General features: G+C 69.2%; 15 protein-coding genes. 11 read left to right on the top strand and 4 right to left on the bottom strand.

Annotated elements, in window-relative coordinates; translation table 11 throughout:
• Positions 1-37: 37 nt before the first annotated feature.
• Complete coding sequence (locus ACIP5T_RS15850) at positions 38-721, bottom strand: response regulator transcription factor (RefSeq protein WP_042539745.1); 684 nt, start codon at positions 719-721, stop codon at positions 38-40.
• Between the two features lie 72 nt (positions 722-793).
• On the opposite strand from ACIP5T_RS15850, the gene ACIP5T_RS15845 reads away from it, so the two are divergent.
• The 3 genes from ACIP5T_RS15845 (at position 794) to ACIP5T_RS15835 (ending at position 2,971) form a co-directional block, all read left to right on the top strand.
• Positions 794-1,081, top strand: coding sequence for a hypothetical protein (locus ACIP5T_RS15845; RefSeq protein ID WP_042539747.1), 288 nt, complete (start codon positions 794-796; stop codon positions 1,079-1,081).
• A 164-nt stretch (positions 1,082-1,245) separates the two neighbouring features.
• Complete coding sequence (locus ACIP5T_RS15840) at positions 1,246-1,848, top strand: FABP family protein (RefSeq protein ID WP_400865507.1); 603 nt, start codon at positions 1,246-1,248, stop codon at positions 1,846-1,848.
• A gap of 1 nt (position 1,849) precedes the next feature.
• Positions 1,850-2,971 carry a YgfZ/GcvT domain-containing protein gene (locus tag ACIP5T_RS15835; protein WP_400865504.1) on the top strand — a complete coding sequence of 374 codons (1,122 nt, stop codon included), beginning with the start codon at positions 1,850-1,852 and terminating at the stop codon, positions 2,969-2,971.
• Between the two features lie 24 nt (positions 2,972-2,995).
• Here ACIP5T_RS15835 and ACIP5T_RS15830 read toward each other — a convergent pair whose 3' ends face one another.
• Positions 2,996-3,820: a class I SAM-dependent methyltransferase gene (locus ACIP5T_RS15830; protein WP_400865501.1), complete on the bottom strand. Its 825-nt coding sequence runs from the start codon at positions 3,818-3,820 to the stop codon at positions 2,996-2,998.
• Positions 3,821-3,880: 60 nt separating this feature from the next.
• Between ACIP5T_RS15830 and ACIP5T_RS15825 the strand changes: the two genes are divergently transcribed.
• Positions 3,881-4,630, top strand: coding sequence for a phosphoglyceromutase (locus ACIP5T_RS15825; RefSeq protein WP_400865498.1), 750 nt, complete (start codon positions 3,881-3,883; stop codon positions 4,628-4,630).
• A gap of 63 nt (positions 4,631-4,693) precedes the next feature.
• On the opposite strand, the gene phoU is transcribed toward ACIP5T_RS15825, so the two are convergent.
• Positions 4,694-5,392 (bottom strand): phosphate signaling complex protein PhoU, encoded by a 699-nt coding sequence (gene phoU, locus ACIP5T_RS15820; protein WP_042539758.1) that lies wholly within the window; start codon positions 5,390-5,392, stop codon positions 4,694-4,696.
• A gap of 221 nt (positions 5,393-5,613) precedes the next feature.
• Between phoU and ACIP5T_RS15815 the strand changes: the two genes are divergently transcribed.
• Together ACIP5T_RS15815 and ACIP5T_RS15810 are read left to right on the top strand one after the other, a co-directional pair.
• The gene (locus tag ACIP5T_RS15815) at positions 5,614-6,828 is read left to right on the top strand and encodes a sensor histidine kinase (RefSeq protein WP_400865494.1); all 1,215 of its coding nucleotides are present in this window, start codon (positions 5,614-5,616) and stop codon (positions 6,826-6,828) included.
• A complete protein-coding gene (locus tag ACIP5T_RS15810) occupies positions 6,825-7,508 on the top strand; it encodes a response regulator (protein ID WP_400865491.1) in 684 nt (227 codons plus the stop codon). Before ACIP5T_RS15815 ends, ACIP5T_RS15810 begins: the two co-directional genes overlap by 4 nt.
• A gap of 86 nt (positions 7,509-7,594) precedes the next feature.
• On the opposite strand, the gene ACIP5T_RS15805 is transcribed toward ACIP5T_RS15810, so the two are convergent.
• Positions 7,595-8,146 carry a DNA modification methylase gene (locus ACIP5T_RS15805; RefSeq protein ID WP_400865488.1) on the bottom strand — a complete coding sequence of 184 codons (552 nt, stop codon included), beginning with the start codon at positions 8,144-8,146 and terminating at the stop codon, positions 7,595-7,597.
• A 135-nt stretch (positions 8,147-8,281) separates the two neighbouring features.
• On the opposite strand from ACIP5T_RS15805, the gene ACIP5T_RS15800 reads away from it, so the two are divergent.
• From ACIP5T_RS15800 to rlmB, 5 genes are all read left to right on the top strand, one after another.
• The gene (locus ACIP5T_RS15800) at positions 8,282-8,764 is read left to right on the top strand and encodes a CarD family transcriptional regulator (RefSeq protein ID WP_042539766.1); all 483 of its coding nucleotides are present in this window, start codon (positions 8,282-8,284) and stop codon (positions 8,762-8,764) included.
• 73 nt (positions 8,765-8,837) lie between these two features.
• Positions 8,838-10,037, top strand: coding sequence for a 2-C-methyl-D-erythritol 4-phosphate cytidylyltransferase (gene ispD, locus ACIP5T_RS15795; RefSeq protein WP_400866989.1), 1,200 nt, complete (start codon positions 8,838-8,840; stop codon positions 10,035-10,037).
• Between the two features lie 82 nt (positions 10,038-10,119).
• Positions 10,120-10,710, top strand: coding sequence for a short chain dehydrogenase (locus ACIP5T_RS15790; RefSeq protein ID WP_400865485.1), 591 nt, complete (start codon positions 10,120-10,122; stop codon positions 10,708-10,710).
• 74 nt (positions 10,711-10,784) lie between these two features.
• Positions 10,785-12,188 carry a cysteine--tRNA ligase gene (gene cysS, locus ACIP5T_RS15785; protein ID WP_400865482.1) on the top strand — a complete coding sequence of 468 codons (1,404 nt, stop codon included), beginning with the start codon at positions 10,785-10,787 and terminating at the stop codon, positions 12,186-12,188.
• Positions 12,181-13,188, top strand: coding sequence for a 23S rRNA (guanosine(2251)-2'-O)-methyltransferase RlmB (gene rlmB, locus ACIP5T_RS15780; RefSeq protein WP_400865479.1), 1,008 nt, complete (start codon positions 12,181-12,183; stop codon positions 13,186-13,188). Before cysS ends, rlmB begins: the two co-directional genes overlap by 8 nt.
• Positions 13,189-13,195 lie beyond the last annotated feature (7 nt).

Below are 13,195 nucleotides of genomic sequence, written 5' to 3'. Positions count from 1 at the left end.
CGAGAGGTGACGTGCGCGTGAACTGACGTCGCACGCGTCACCGCGATGCGGCCACCGTCTCCTCGTCGTAGACGTTGAATCGGTAGCCGACGTTCCGCACGGTGCCGATGATCTGCTCCTGGTCGCCCAGCTTCGCTCGCAGGCGCCGCACGTGCACGTCGACGGTTCTGGTGCCGCCGAAGTAGTCGTAGCCCCACACCTCGCTGAGCAGCTGCTCGCGGGTGAACACCCGCGAGGGGTGCGTGGCGAGGAAGTGCAGCAGCTGGAACTCCTTGTACGTGAGGTCCAGCGGGCGCCCTCTGAGCTTCGCCGAATACGACTGCTCGTCGATCGTGACACCGGAGGCCTGCACGCGCGTCGGCTCCGCGACCTCGTCGCGGCGGGCGAGGGCGAGCCGCACGCGCGCGTCGGTCTCGGCCGGTCCGGCGGTGGCGAGGAGCACGTCGTCGATGCCCCAGTCCCCGGACAGCGCGCTCATGCCGCCCTCGGTGACGACGAGCAGCAGCGGCGCATCCTGACCGGTGGCGCGCAGCAGACGACAGAGGGACTTCGCACCGACGAGGTCGAGACGCCCGTCGACGATCACGATGTCGTATTCGGGGGCGCTCACGAGTTGGGCGGGCTCGGCGGGGATCTGGCGCACACGATGGCTGAGCAGCTCGAGTGCGGGCAGGACCTGCTCCGAGACCGGAGCATTGGTCAACACCAGGACCTGGGCCACACGCACTCCTTCCGGACGGCGGGGTACGCCGTGCCGCAATGATACCGGGCGCTGATGGGTCACAATGGAGTCATGACGGATCCAGCGCTCGCACCGCGTAATGCTTTCGTCGGCGTGCTCATCGTCTGGGCGGTCGCGTTCGTCGCCTCCATCGGCGTGGGCATCTTCGTCGCCGAGGAGTGGCGAGTGCCGTGGCTCCTCGTGGTCTTCGGCGCGATAGTGCTCCTGTCCTTCGCCGTGCAGCTGCAGTACGGGCGCACGCAGGGCTTCATCTTCCGGGTCGGCGCGAGCACGATCGGCGCGCTGCTGCTGATGGGCGTCATCTCGGTCGGCTTCGGTCTCGCCGCCCTCGTCACCTGATCCACGAACGAGACACTCCGCCTGCTGGAGGGTAAAGTGGTCACCATGGACCTCATGGCGCTCGAACTCTTCTTCATCGGCCTCCTGGGCCTGGCGAGCCTCGCGATCGCATTCGTCTCGGTCGTCGTGCTGCGGAATCTCTTCCGCGGCCAGCGCTGAGCATCGTGCTCGAGCTGCCCACAGACCTCCCCGCCGACCTCGTGCCGCTCTCATGGCTGGTCGGCGTGTGGGAGGGTACCGGCGTCATCGATTATCCGGTCGGCGACGACCGCCTGCAGGGCGAGTTCACCCATCGGGTGAGCTTCAGCCATGACGGCGGACCCTTCCTGAACTACTCCGCGACGGCGATCCTGGCAGGCGAAGACGGCGCCGCCTCGATCCCGCTCGTCGCCGAGACCGGCTTCTGGCGTCTCTCCCGTCCGGCCTCCGATGCCGACGCCGGCCCTGCACTGCTCCCGCCGCGAGCTGAGCCGGTCGTGCGGGGTGTCGACGACGTCGAGGCCCTCCGCGCTCCGTCCGGAGGCTTCCCGATCGAGGTGTCGATCGCCCACGCCGACGGGATGCTCGAGCTGTACCTGGGCGAGATCAACGGTCCGCGTATCGACATCGCCTCCGACGCCATCGTGCGCGGGGCGGGGGCCAAGGAGTACGGCGCGGCCACGCGGATGTACGGGCTGGTCGACAACCACCTCCTCTGGGCATGGGACATCGCAGCCCTCGGCACGACGATGCGGTCTCACGCCTCCGCCCGACTCGCGAAGGTCTGACATGACCGGATTCACCGACATCCCCGGCGCTGTGATCGGCGAGCTCGGAATCGCCCACTTCGGCGACGCCTTCCGCGAGCAGCGTCGCCTCGCGGACGGAGCAGCTCTGGTTTCGCTCGACGACAGGACGGTCATCGAGGTCGCGGGTCCGGAACGGCTGACGTGGCTCGATTCGATCACCTCCCAGTCGGTCGGGCGACTCGCTCCCGGCGAGAGCACGGAACTGCTGGTGCTCGATCCCCAGGGGCGCGTGGAACATGCGGCAGGGGTCGTCGACGACGGCTCGTCGACCTGGCTGATCGCGGACGCCGGCGACGCGGAGGCGCTCGCGACCTGGCTGACGCGCATGAAGTTCCGCACCCAGGCGACGGTGGCGGTGCGCCCCGATCTCGCGTTGCTCGGCTTCGTCGACGGCGGTGCTGCGGCTGAGCGCGCGACCGCTGCGGCATCCGCCGCCTCCGGTGCTCCGCTGATCTGGGCCGACCCGTGGCAGCGTGTGAGCGCGGGTGGCCATCAGTACGCCGAGGTCGCCGATCACCCCGGCGCAGACCTCGCCTGGAGCGTGGCGATCGCCACGGCCGAGGCCGCCGATGCGCTCGCCGCGAGCGTGTCGTCTGAAGAGGTGGCAGGACTGCTCGCAGCCGAGGCGCTGCGCGTCGCAGCCTGGCGTCCGCGGTGGTCGGCCGAGGTCGACGAGCGCTCGCTGCCGCACGAGTCCGACTGGATCCGCTCGGCGGTGCACCTGAACAAGGGGTGCTACCGGGGCCAGGAGACAGTGGCCAAGGTGCACAACCTCGGACACCCGCCCCGCAGACTCGCGGCGCTGCACCTCGACGGAAGCGAGGCGGTGCTGCCCGCAGTGGGCGATGCGGTCTTCGCCGGCGACGACGAGGTCGGGCACATCACCTCCGTCGCCCGACACCACGAAGACGGTCCGATCGCGCTCGCGATCCTGTCTCGTCGTGCGCCGGTGGGCGATCTCGTCGTCCGAGCGGAGGGTGCGGACATCGCCGCGACCCAGCAGGTCATCGTGCCGGCGGATGCGGGTGCCATGGCCGACATCCCGCGCCTCACCCGGCTGTCCCGTCGGCCCACCGCCCCGGATCCCCGTCAGGCGGGTTGAACCGGGTACGCCCCGCGGGGTGTGTCAGGGGAGCGGAGCCACGGCATCCCAGGGGAGCGTGAGCTCGCCCAGTCGCCACCGGGCCTTGCCACCCAGCACCGGCCACCCCTGATCGCGGAGCGCGACGACCGCAGCCAGGAACCGCTGCGTCGCTCCGAAGGTCGACAGCGGTGCCGCCCGGTCCCATTCGCGATCGAGTTCGACGAGCAGCGAATGTATCCGCTCGCCGGGCACGTTGCGGTGGATCAGCGCCTTCGGCAACCGCTCCGCGACGATGCTCGGATGCTCCAGGTCGGCGAGTCGGAGCGAGACCGTGAAGCGCAGGGGCGATCCTGTCGGGCCCACGTCGACCCAGCTCGACACTCGTCCGATCTCGTCGCAGGTGCCCTCGACGAGCAGTCCGTCGGGAGACAGCCGGGTGGACATGGTGCGCCACGCGCTCGCGACGTCTCCCTCGTCGTACTGCCGCAGCACGTTCATCGCCCGGATCACCGCCGGCCGCCGCCCTGCCGTCAAAGGAACCTCGAACCCGCCGCGGGCGAACGACACCCGGAGGCTAGGGGAGAAGGGGGTGCGTGCGGCCTGCACCTCGGCGAGCTGGCGGTTCGCGGTGGCCACCCTCTCCGGATCGATCTCCAGACCACGCACCTCCGCGTCCGCGCGCACACGCTGCAGGCGGGTCGCGAGCTCGAACGCCGTCACGCCGCTGGCCCCGTAACCGAGGTCGATCACCAGCGGATCGTCGGCTCGGCGGAAGGCGGGGCTCGCTGCGATCCATCGATCGTTGCGGCGCAGTCGATTCGTCCCGGTGGTGCCGCGGGTCGGCCGACCGAGAGGAGATGACGCCATGCGTCAATCCTCGCAGGGCATGGGCGTGGACGCGTCGAGCTGCGCCGATAAACTGACGTCATGACTTCGAAGCGCACCCTGATCCTGCTCCGTCACGGCCGGAGCGAGTGGAACGAACTGAACCTCTTCACCGGCTGGGTGGACGTCCGCCTCAACGAGCAGGGCAAGAAGGAGGCCCAGCGCGGCGGCGAGCTGCTGGCAGAGGCCGGCATCCTCCCCGACGTGCTGCACACCTCGCTGCTCAGCCGCGCCATCCAGACCGCGAACATCGCGCTCGACGCCGCCGACCGCCTGTGGATCCCGGTGACCCGCTCGTGGCGCCTCAACGAGCGTCACTACGGCGCGCTGCAGGGCAAGGACAAGGCGCAGACCCTCGAGGAGTTCGGCCCCGAGCAGTTCCAGCTGTGGCGTCGCTCGTTCGACGTGCCGCCGCCCGTGCTCGACGACGAGAGCGAGTTCAGCCAGGTCGGTGACGTGCGTTACGCCGACATCGACGGCGAGGTGCCGCGCACGGAGTCGCTCAAGCTCGTCATCGACCGCCTGCTGCCGTACTGGGATGACGCGATCGTTCCCGACCTCGAGGCAGGCAAGACGGTTCTCGTCACGGCTCACGGCAACTCGCTGCGCGGTCTCGTGAAGCACCTCGAGGGCATCAGCGACGACGACATCGCCGAACTCAACATCCCGACGGGCATCCCGCTGGTCTACGAGCTCGACGAGAACAACGTGCCGACCGGTCCGGGCAAGTACCTCGACCCCGAGGCTGCCGCCGCCGGTGCCGCCGCTGTGGCTGCGCAGGGCAAGAAGTAGAAGAAGACGACGAAGGGGGCGGCTGCTGTCAGCATCCGCCCCCTTCGTGTATCTCGTCGCGACTCAGGCGTGACCGAACTCGCGCTGCTGCTCGGCCGCGAGGGGGATGTCCTCTTCTTCGACTCGCCAGTCACCGGTCGCGAGGTACACGACCTTCTTGGCTACGGCGACCGCGTGGTCGGCGAACCGCTCGTGATAGCGGCTCGCGAGCGTGGCGTCGACCGTGGCGGTCGCTTCGCCCTTCCAGTTGTCGCTGAGCACCTTCTCGAACACGCTGGCGTGCAGCTCGTCGATGTCGTCGTCGGTGTTGCGGATCGTGTCGGCCAGGCGCAGGTCCTGGGTGCGCAGCAGCTCGGAGAGCGTGCGCGAGATCTCGACGTCGAGCTCGCCCATCTTGGTGAAGGTGCCCTTGAGGCCCTTCGGGATCGCGCGCTCCGGGAAACGGAGGCGGGCGAGCTGGGCGATGTGCTCGGACATGTCGCCCATGCGCTCGAGCGAGGCGCTGACGCGCAGCGCGATCACGACGATGCGCAGGTCGCGGGCGACGGGCTGCTGGCGGGCGAGGATCTCGATGGCCTGCTCGTCGAGCTTGACGGCGAGCTCGTCGATCTTCGCGTCGTCGGCGATGACCTCTTCGGCGAGCTCGACGTCGCTGGTGGCGAACGCACGGGTGGCCTTGTCGATCGAGACCGTGACGAGGTCGGCGATCTCCACGAGACGGGACTGCAGGTCCTCGAGGGACTGGTGGAAGACTTCGCGCATGGGGGCGCAACCTTTCATTCGGGTCTCGACTGTGGTGACAGCGCGAGACGGCTGGGTCGTCCGCGCGGGAGGAGAGGTCCGCGCTCCCGCACAGGCCCGAAAGCGATTGTCTGCTTCGAAGGTTAACGAACGGTGCCCAGCACGTGAATAGTACTTCTCCTCTTCGCGCCAGCGCAGGAGAACCCGCCGATCCGGCGGTGAACGCACTCTACGCTGGGGTTATGACCTTGCCGCAGATCGCGCTGCTCGCGTTGGCCGTCGGCCTCGTGATCGGCGTCGGACTCTCGCTCCTCGTGGCTTGGGCGTACCGGGCCAGGGCCAGGGTCGCCGACGAGACGTCACTGGCCGTTCCGGCCGGCGTCACAGCGGTGCTGGGCAGCATGGACGACGCGGCGTGCGTGGTCGATTCCTCCGGACTCGTGCTGGCCGTCTCCAAGGCGGCCACGCGATTCGGCATCGAGGTGGGAGCACCGCTCGAGAACCCCGAGCTGCGTCAGCTCGTGCGGGGAGGGCGGAATGAGGGCAGCTCGGCGACCGAGTCCCTGCGCATCACCCGCGGTGGGCTCAGCCTCGACCCGCGGCTGGTGTCGGCGCGCGCGAGCGCGATCAGCCCCCGCATGACGCTGCTGATCATCCGCGACGTCACCGAACAGGAGCGTCTCGACCAGATGCGCCGCGATTTCGTCGCCAACACCAGCCACGAGCTCAAGACTCCCGTCGGGGCGGTCACCCTGCTGGCCGAGGCCATCGAGTCCGCGGCGGACGACCCCGCGCAGGTGCGCCACTTCGCCACTCGGATCTCCGCCGAGGCAGCCCGTCTCGGGCAGCTGACCGGGCGCATCATGAGTCTGTCGAGGCTCCAGACGGACGATGCGCTGTCGGACGTGCGGCCCGTGTCGATCGACGAGGTGCTGGCGACCGCCCTCGAGGCGCACGTCGTGCAGGCCGACTCGGCGGGCGTCGAGCTCGCTCGCGGAGGCGACAGGGGAGTCTGGGTGCGCGGTGACTCGCAGATCCTGATCGAGGCATTCGGCAACCTCATCGCCAACGCGATCGTGTACTCCCCGAAGGGATCGCGAGTCGGCATCGGAGTGAAGGCCGACGACGGGGTCGTCGAGGTCGCGGTGTCCGACCAGGGCATCGGCATCGCGGAGGCGGACCGAGAGCGCATCTTCGAACGCTTCTACCGCGCAGACGAGGCGAGGTCGCGGCGCACCGGCGGAACCGGACTCGGACTCTCGATCGTCAAGCACGCCACGCAGCGCCACGGCGGCGAGGTGCGCCTCTGGTCGCGACCAGGACGAGGATCCACCTTCACCATCAGGCTTCCTACGATCGATGCTCCCCCGAGCATCGACAGGGACAAGAAGAACAAGAAGCGTGAGCGCAAGGCGGCCAAGGCCGCGGCTCGCGTCCGAAACGGAGAGAACGCATGACCCGCATCCTTCTCGTCGAAGACGAGCCCGACCTCGCCGACCCGCTCGCCTATCTGCTGCGCCGAGAGGGGTTCGAGGTCGAGATCGCCGAGGACGGACCCGGCGCGCTGACCGCCTTCCGAGAGCGCGGCGCCGACGTCGTGCTGCTCGACCTGATGCTGCCGGGGATGCCAGGCACCGAGGTGTGCCGGCAGATCCGCTCGACCTCCGCCGTGCCGATCATCATGGTCACGGCGAAGGACTCGGAGGTGGACATCGTCGTCGGGCTCGAGCTCGGCGCCGACGACTACGTCACCAAGCCGTATTCGTCGCGGGAGCTGCTGGCCCGGATGCGGGCGGTGCTGCGCCGTGTGGTCCAGGCCGACAGCGAGCTCGATGAGCGCGTGCTCGACGGCGGTCGCGTCTCACTCGACATCGACCGCCACACGGTCTCGGTCGCGGGCCAGCAGATCAACATGCCGCTGAAGGAGTTCGAGCTGCTCGAGGTGCTCATGCGCAACTCGGGTCGAGTGCTCACGCGCGGCCAGCTCATCGACCGGGTGTGGGGCAGCGACTACTTCGGCGACACCAAGACGCTCGACGTGCACATCAAGCGGATCCGCTCCCGGATCGAGGAGAACCCCGGGGAGCCGGTCATGCTCGTCACCGTCCGTGGCCTCGGGTACCGCTTCGAAGGCTGAACGCGAACGCGGCGCGCGCCGCCGCCGCACGGAAGAGGCCGTCACCCCCGGGGGTGACGGCCTCTTTCTTCAGCGTGTGCGCCGGATCACTCCTGCGGAGCGGGGGCGGCCGTGTCGGACGGAACCGGCTCAGGCGTGGGGGTGGACTTCCCGGGCTCGGGCTCGGACTCTGCTGCGGGCACCAGGTCGGCGTAGTAGGGCAGCGAGCCGTCGAGCACGGGGACCTCGGTCTTGGTTCCGGCGCCGTCACCCGACTGGAAGTGGATCTCGATCGTCGCACCGGGAAGCGTGTCGAGGTCGTCGATGCGCAGCGGCTCCTCGTCGGCGCCGAAGCTGACGGTCTTGCCCGCGGGCACTGAAACGGTGAACGGGTCGAGCCCGTCGATCGTCATCGTGAGGGTCGCCTTCTCCGTGGTCGGGTTCACGACGGCGGCGACGAAGTTGCCGACCGAGCCGTCTTCGTTCGCGACGATGAACGCATTGCGCACGTCGATCGGGCCGTCCGAGTCCGAGACGTTGACGCCGTCCGAGGCCGAGTACTGGACCTCCGTCGACTGCGGCGTAATGAACGTGCAGCCGGTCGCGCCGAGAAGAACGAGGGCGCTGATGGCGGCAGACGCAACAAGGCGCGATTTCACGGGTCCTCCTGAGGTCCGACGGGATATCCGCATCCATTCTATGCGCATGCGGGGTGCCGCCTGAGGACGTGGAGGCGCGAACCTTAGCGCATTCTCCCTGTGGTATCCTTGAGGTTGCCGAAAGGACAAGTTTTTATGCTTTTTGAGGTTGGCGAAACTGTCGTCTATCCGCACCATGGCGCTGCGACCATCATCGAGGTCAAGGAGCGCATCATCAAGGGTGAGGCGAAGAAATACCTGAAGCTCAACGTCACCCAGGGGGACCTCATCATCGAGGTGCCCGCTGAGAACGTCGATCTCGTCGGGGTCCGCGATGTCATCGGACGAGAGGGCCTCGACGCTGTGTTCGAGGTGCTCCGTGCGCCGTTCACGGAAGAGCCGACCAACTGGTCGCGTCGTTACAAGGCGAACCTCGAGAAGCTCGCCTCCGGCGATGTCATCAAGGTGAGCGAGGTCGTGCGCGACCTGTGGCGTCGGGACCAGGACCGCGGGCTGTCCGCGGGTGAGAAGCGGATGCTGGCCAAGGCGCGTCAGATCCTCATCTCCGAGCTCGCGCTCGCTGAGAAGACCGACGAGGACAAGGCGAGCGCACTGCTCGACGAGGTTCTCGCGTCCTGAGTGGATCGAGAGAAGGCGGGTGCTTCGGCATCCGCCTTTTTTCGTGGGCGCCGGTAACGTGAACCTGGTGAGCATGCTTCCCGTCCCTGACACCGCGATCATCGTCGTCGCCGCCGGTTCCGGCACCAGATTGGACGCCGGCGCGCCCAAGGCGTTCGTCGGCATCGACACGCATTCGATCCTCCGCCACGCGCTGGACGGCGTGTTCGCCGCATCCCCCGCTCAGGTCATCGTCGTCGCCCCTGCCGGATTCGAGGGTGACGCCGAGACCGAGCTGCGCGCGGCCGCCGGCGACCGAGCCGATCTCGGCAGGGTCGTGACGGGCGGGGACACGCGCCAGGAGTCGGTCGCCGCCGGCCTCGCGGCGCTCTGGGGCGATGTCACGAGAGTGCTCGTGCACGACGCGGCACGCGCGCTGACGCCCCCGGAGATCATCGATGCGGTGGCGCAGGCCGTCGACGGCGAGAGCGGGGTGATCCCGACGCTGCCGGTCGTCGACACGCTCAAGCGGGTCGACGGGGATGCCGTCATCGCGCCGGTGGATCGCTCCGAGCTCGCCGCGGCGCAGACGCCTCAGGGGTTCCCGCGTGCTCTGCTCGAGGCCGCATACGACGCGGCTGCGGCCTCGGCCATCGAGTACACCGACGATGCGGCGCTGTTCGCGGCCGCCGGGCATCTCGTTCGACAGATCTCCGGCTCCCCTCGAGGATTCAAGATCACCACACCCGCAGGCCTCGAGCGCGCCCGCCATCTGCTGACCGCCGTGCCCGCGCCGGTCGCCGTGCCGGAACCGACGTGGTCCGGCCCCAGGGTGGGACTCGGCACGGACGTGCACGCGTTCGGCGGCGAAGGCAACCTGTGGTTGGCCGGCATCGAGTGGCCCGGCGAGCGAGCCCTCTCCGGTCATTCCGATGGTGACGCCGTGGCCCACGCGATGGTCGACGCTCTGCTGGGAGCCGCGGGGCTCGGCGACATCGGCGAGCACTTCGGCACCGCGCACCCCGAGTACGCCGGCGCCCATGCAGACGTCTTCCTCGCCCGCACCCGCGAGATTCTGGCCGAGGCGGGCTATGCGATCGGCAACGTGTCGGTGCAGTTCCAGGGCAACCGACCGCGCTTCAGCGGTCGCCGCGCAGAGGCTGAGCGGGTGCTGTCAGCCGCGCTCGGCGGCGCGCCGGTCTCGGTCACGGCCACCACCACCGACGGCTTGGGCTTCCCCGGTCGGGGCGAGGGCATCGCGGTGACGGCGGTCGCCATGGTCCATCCGGGCTGACCCGATACCGGGGAATGCGTCGGCATCCGCCGTCGTTGTCGGACATCGTCGTGCGGTTTTCGCATGCGGAGAAGGAGACGTCATGAGAATCCTCGTCATCGGAGCCGGCGGACAGGTCGGACGAACCGCCGTCGACGCGCTGGACGGTCATGAGATCGTCGCCGCGTCGCGCAGCAGCGAGCCCTCGGTGGACATCACGGACCCGGCCTCGATCGAGCGCCTGTTCGCGGCTGTCGGCCAGGTCGACGCGGTGGTCGTCGCCGTGGGGGAGGTTCCCTTCCGGCCGCTCGACGAGCTGACGCGGGACGACTACGAGTCCGCTTTCCGAGGCAAGGTGCTGTCGCAGCTCGACGTGGTGCGCATCGGCACCCCCTTCGTGCGCGACGGCGGTTCGATCACCCTGACCTCCGGCATCCTCGCGCGTGAGCCCATCGCGACCGGCGCGGCCGCGTCGTTCGCGAACGGCGCTGTCGAGTCCTTCGTGCTCGCGGCGGCCACCGAGCTGCCGCGCGGCATCCGCATCAACGCCGTGAGCCCGTCGGTGCTCGAGGATGCGCCGTCGTATCACTCGTCGTTCCCCGGCTGCGTGCCCGTGTCGTCGCATCGCGTCGGACAGGCATACGCGAAGAGCGTGCGGGGAGTGCAGACCGGGCGCGTGTTCCCCGTCGACTGACAGTCGGCGAGGCGGGTCGTGGGGCACGGGGTCACACCCAGTCAACGCGATCGGCCGCCCGGTAAGCTTGTGCGGTGACTCTCCGCCTCTACGACACCCGCGCACAGCAGCTGCGCGACTTCGTGCCTCTCGATCCCGAGAACGTCACGATGTACGTCTGCGGACCCACCGTGCAGTCCGGCCCCCACATCGGGCACGTCCGCGCAGCTCTGAGCTTCGATCTGCTGCGCCGCTGGCTGACGCACCGGTATGGCAGGGTCACCTTCGTGCGCAACGTCACGGACATCGACGACAAGGTGCTCGCGAACGCGACCGACGTCGAGCCCTGGTGGGCTCTGGCCTACCGCATGGAGCAGGAGTTCACCGCGGCGTATGCCGGGATCGGCATCCTCACGCCGACGTACGAGCCCCGCGCGACCGCATCGGTTCCGCAGATGCAGGAGCTCATCACCACGCTCATCGAGCGCGGACACGCATACCCCGCGCCCGACGGTTCGGGCGACGTCTACTTCGACGTGCGCTCGTGGGCCGACTACGGATCGCTGACGAACCAGTCGGTCGACGCGATGGAGGCGGCGGAGGATGCCGACCCCCGTGGCAAGCGCAACCCGCAGGACTTCGCGCTCTGGAAGGGCTCCAAGCCCGATGAGCAGGCGGATGCCACCTGGCAGTCGCCCTGGGGAGCGGGTCGCCCCGGCTGGCACATCGAGTGCTCGGCGATGTCGAAGCGCTACCTCGGGCCCGAGTTCGACATCCACGGCGGAGGACTCGACCTGCGCTTCCCCCACCACGAGAACGAGCTCGCCCAGTCGACCGCGGCCGGTGACGGCTTCGCGCGGTACTGGGTGCACAACGGTCTCGTGACAGTCGGCGGACAGAAGATGTCCAAGTCGCTCGGCAACTTCACCCTCGCGTCCGAAGTGCTCGCAGAGCACGATCCGCAGGTGGTGCGCTACGCGCTCGCCGCGGCGCACTACCGGTCGAGCCTCGACCTCTCGGAGTCGTCGTGGGCGGAGGCGGAGGCGGCGCTCGGGCGCATCCGCACATTCGTCGAGCGCGCCGAGCGCATGCTTCCGAAGACGTTCGGCTGGGCCGAACGCCCACCGCTGCCCGACGCGTTCGTCACGGCGATGGATGACGACCTCGGCATCCCGCAGGCTCTCGGAGTCGTGCACGAGACTGTGCGCGCCGGCAACGCGGCGCTCGACGCCGGTGACCTCGACGAGGCCGCGGTCGCGAGGCAGGAGGTGCTCGCCATGCTCGACGTGCTCGGGATCGACCGCGTCGGTGCGGCATCGGGTGGCGGTGCGCAGGCATCCGCGCTCGACGCCCTGGTGCAGACGATGATCACCCAGCGGGCGCAGGCGCGCGCTGACAAGGACTGGGCGGCGGCCGATCGCATCCGTGATGCGATCGCCGCCGCAGGAATCACGCTGGAGGACTCTCCGGCCGGAACTCATTGGAGTATCGATGGCTAAGCCACAGCGCCCCGGCGCAAGCAACGGCAAGAAGAAGGGCCCCACCAAGGGCACCGGCGGACTCGGACGCAAGTCGCTCGAGGGCCGCGGGCCGACCCCGAAGGCGGAGGACCGAGCCTGGCACCCCGCGGGCAAGCGCAAGGCGGCAGCCGAGCGCTACGCGGCATCAGGCGGGAAGGGCAAGCCGGGGCAGCGTCAGAGCGCCGGCGGCAACCCGAACCGCTCTGCGCGCGCCAAGGACAACACCACCGAGGTCGAGGTCGTCACCGGCCGCAACTCGGTGCTCGAGGCGCTTCGGGCGAAGATCCCCGCGTCGGCGTTCTACATCGCGCAGCGCGTCGAGATGGACGACCGCGTGAAGGAGATGCTGTCGCTCGCGACCAACCGCGGCATCCCGGTGCTCGAGGTCACGCGTCAGGAGCTCGACCGCATGGCCGGGTACGACGGCGTGCACCAGGGCGTCGCCGTCAAGGTGCCGCCGTACGAGTACGCACACCCGCAGGATCTTCTCGAGGCCGTCATCGATCGTGGCGAGGTGCCGCTCTTCGTGGCTCTCGACGGCATCACCGACCCGCGCAACCTCGGTGCGATCATCCGCTCGACCGGCGCCTTCGGCGGCCACGGCATCATCCTGCCGCAGCGCCGCTCGGCCGGCGTGAACTCGGCGGCCTGGAAGACCAGCGCCGGTGCCGCCGCTCGCGTTCCCGTCGCGCTCGCGACGAACCTCACCACGCAGCTCAAGGAATTCAAGAAGCAGGGCGTCTTCGTGCTCGGCCTCGACGGTGGCGGCGACGTGCTGCTGCCCGAGCTGGAGTTGGCCGACCGCCCGGTCGTGATCGTCACCGGCTCCGAGGGCAAGGGGCTGTCGCGCCTCGTCGCCGAGACCTGCGACCAGATCGTCTCGATCCCGATCTCGGCCGTGACCGAGTCGCTCAACGCCGGTATCGCGACTTCGGTCGCGCTGTACCAGGTCTCGACCACCCGCAACGCGAAGAAGTAGGGGAGCA

The sequence above is a fragment of the Microbacterium sp. NPDC088619 genome (assembly GCF_044752825.1).
Classification (GTDB): domain Bacteria; phylum Actinomycetota; class Actinomycetes; order Actinomycetales; family Microbacteriaceae; genus Microbacterium.
The sequence above is the reverse complement of the archived record's forward strand: the minus strand, read 5'-3'. Positions and strand labels throughout refer to the sequence as shown.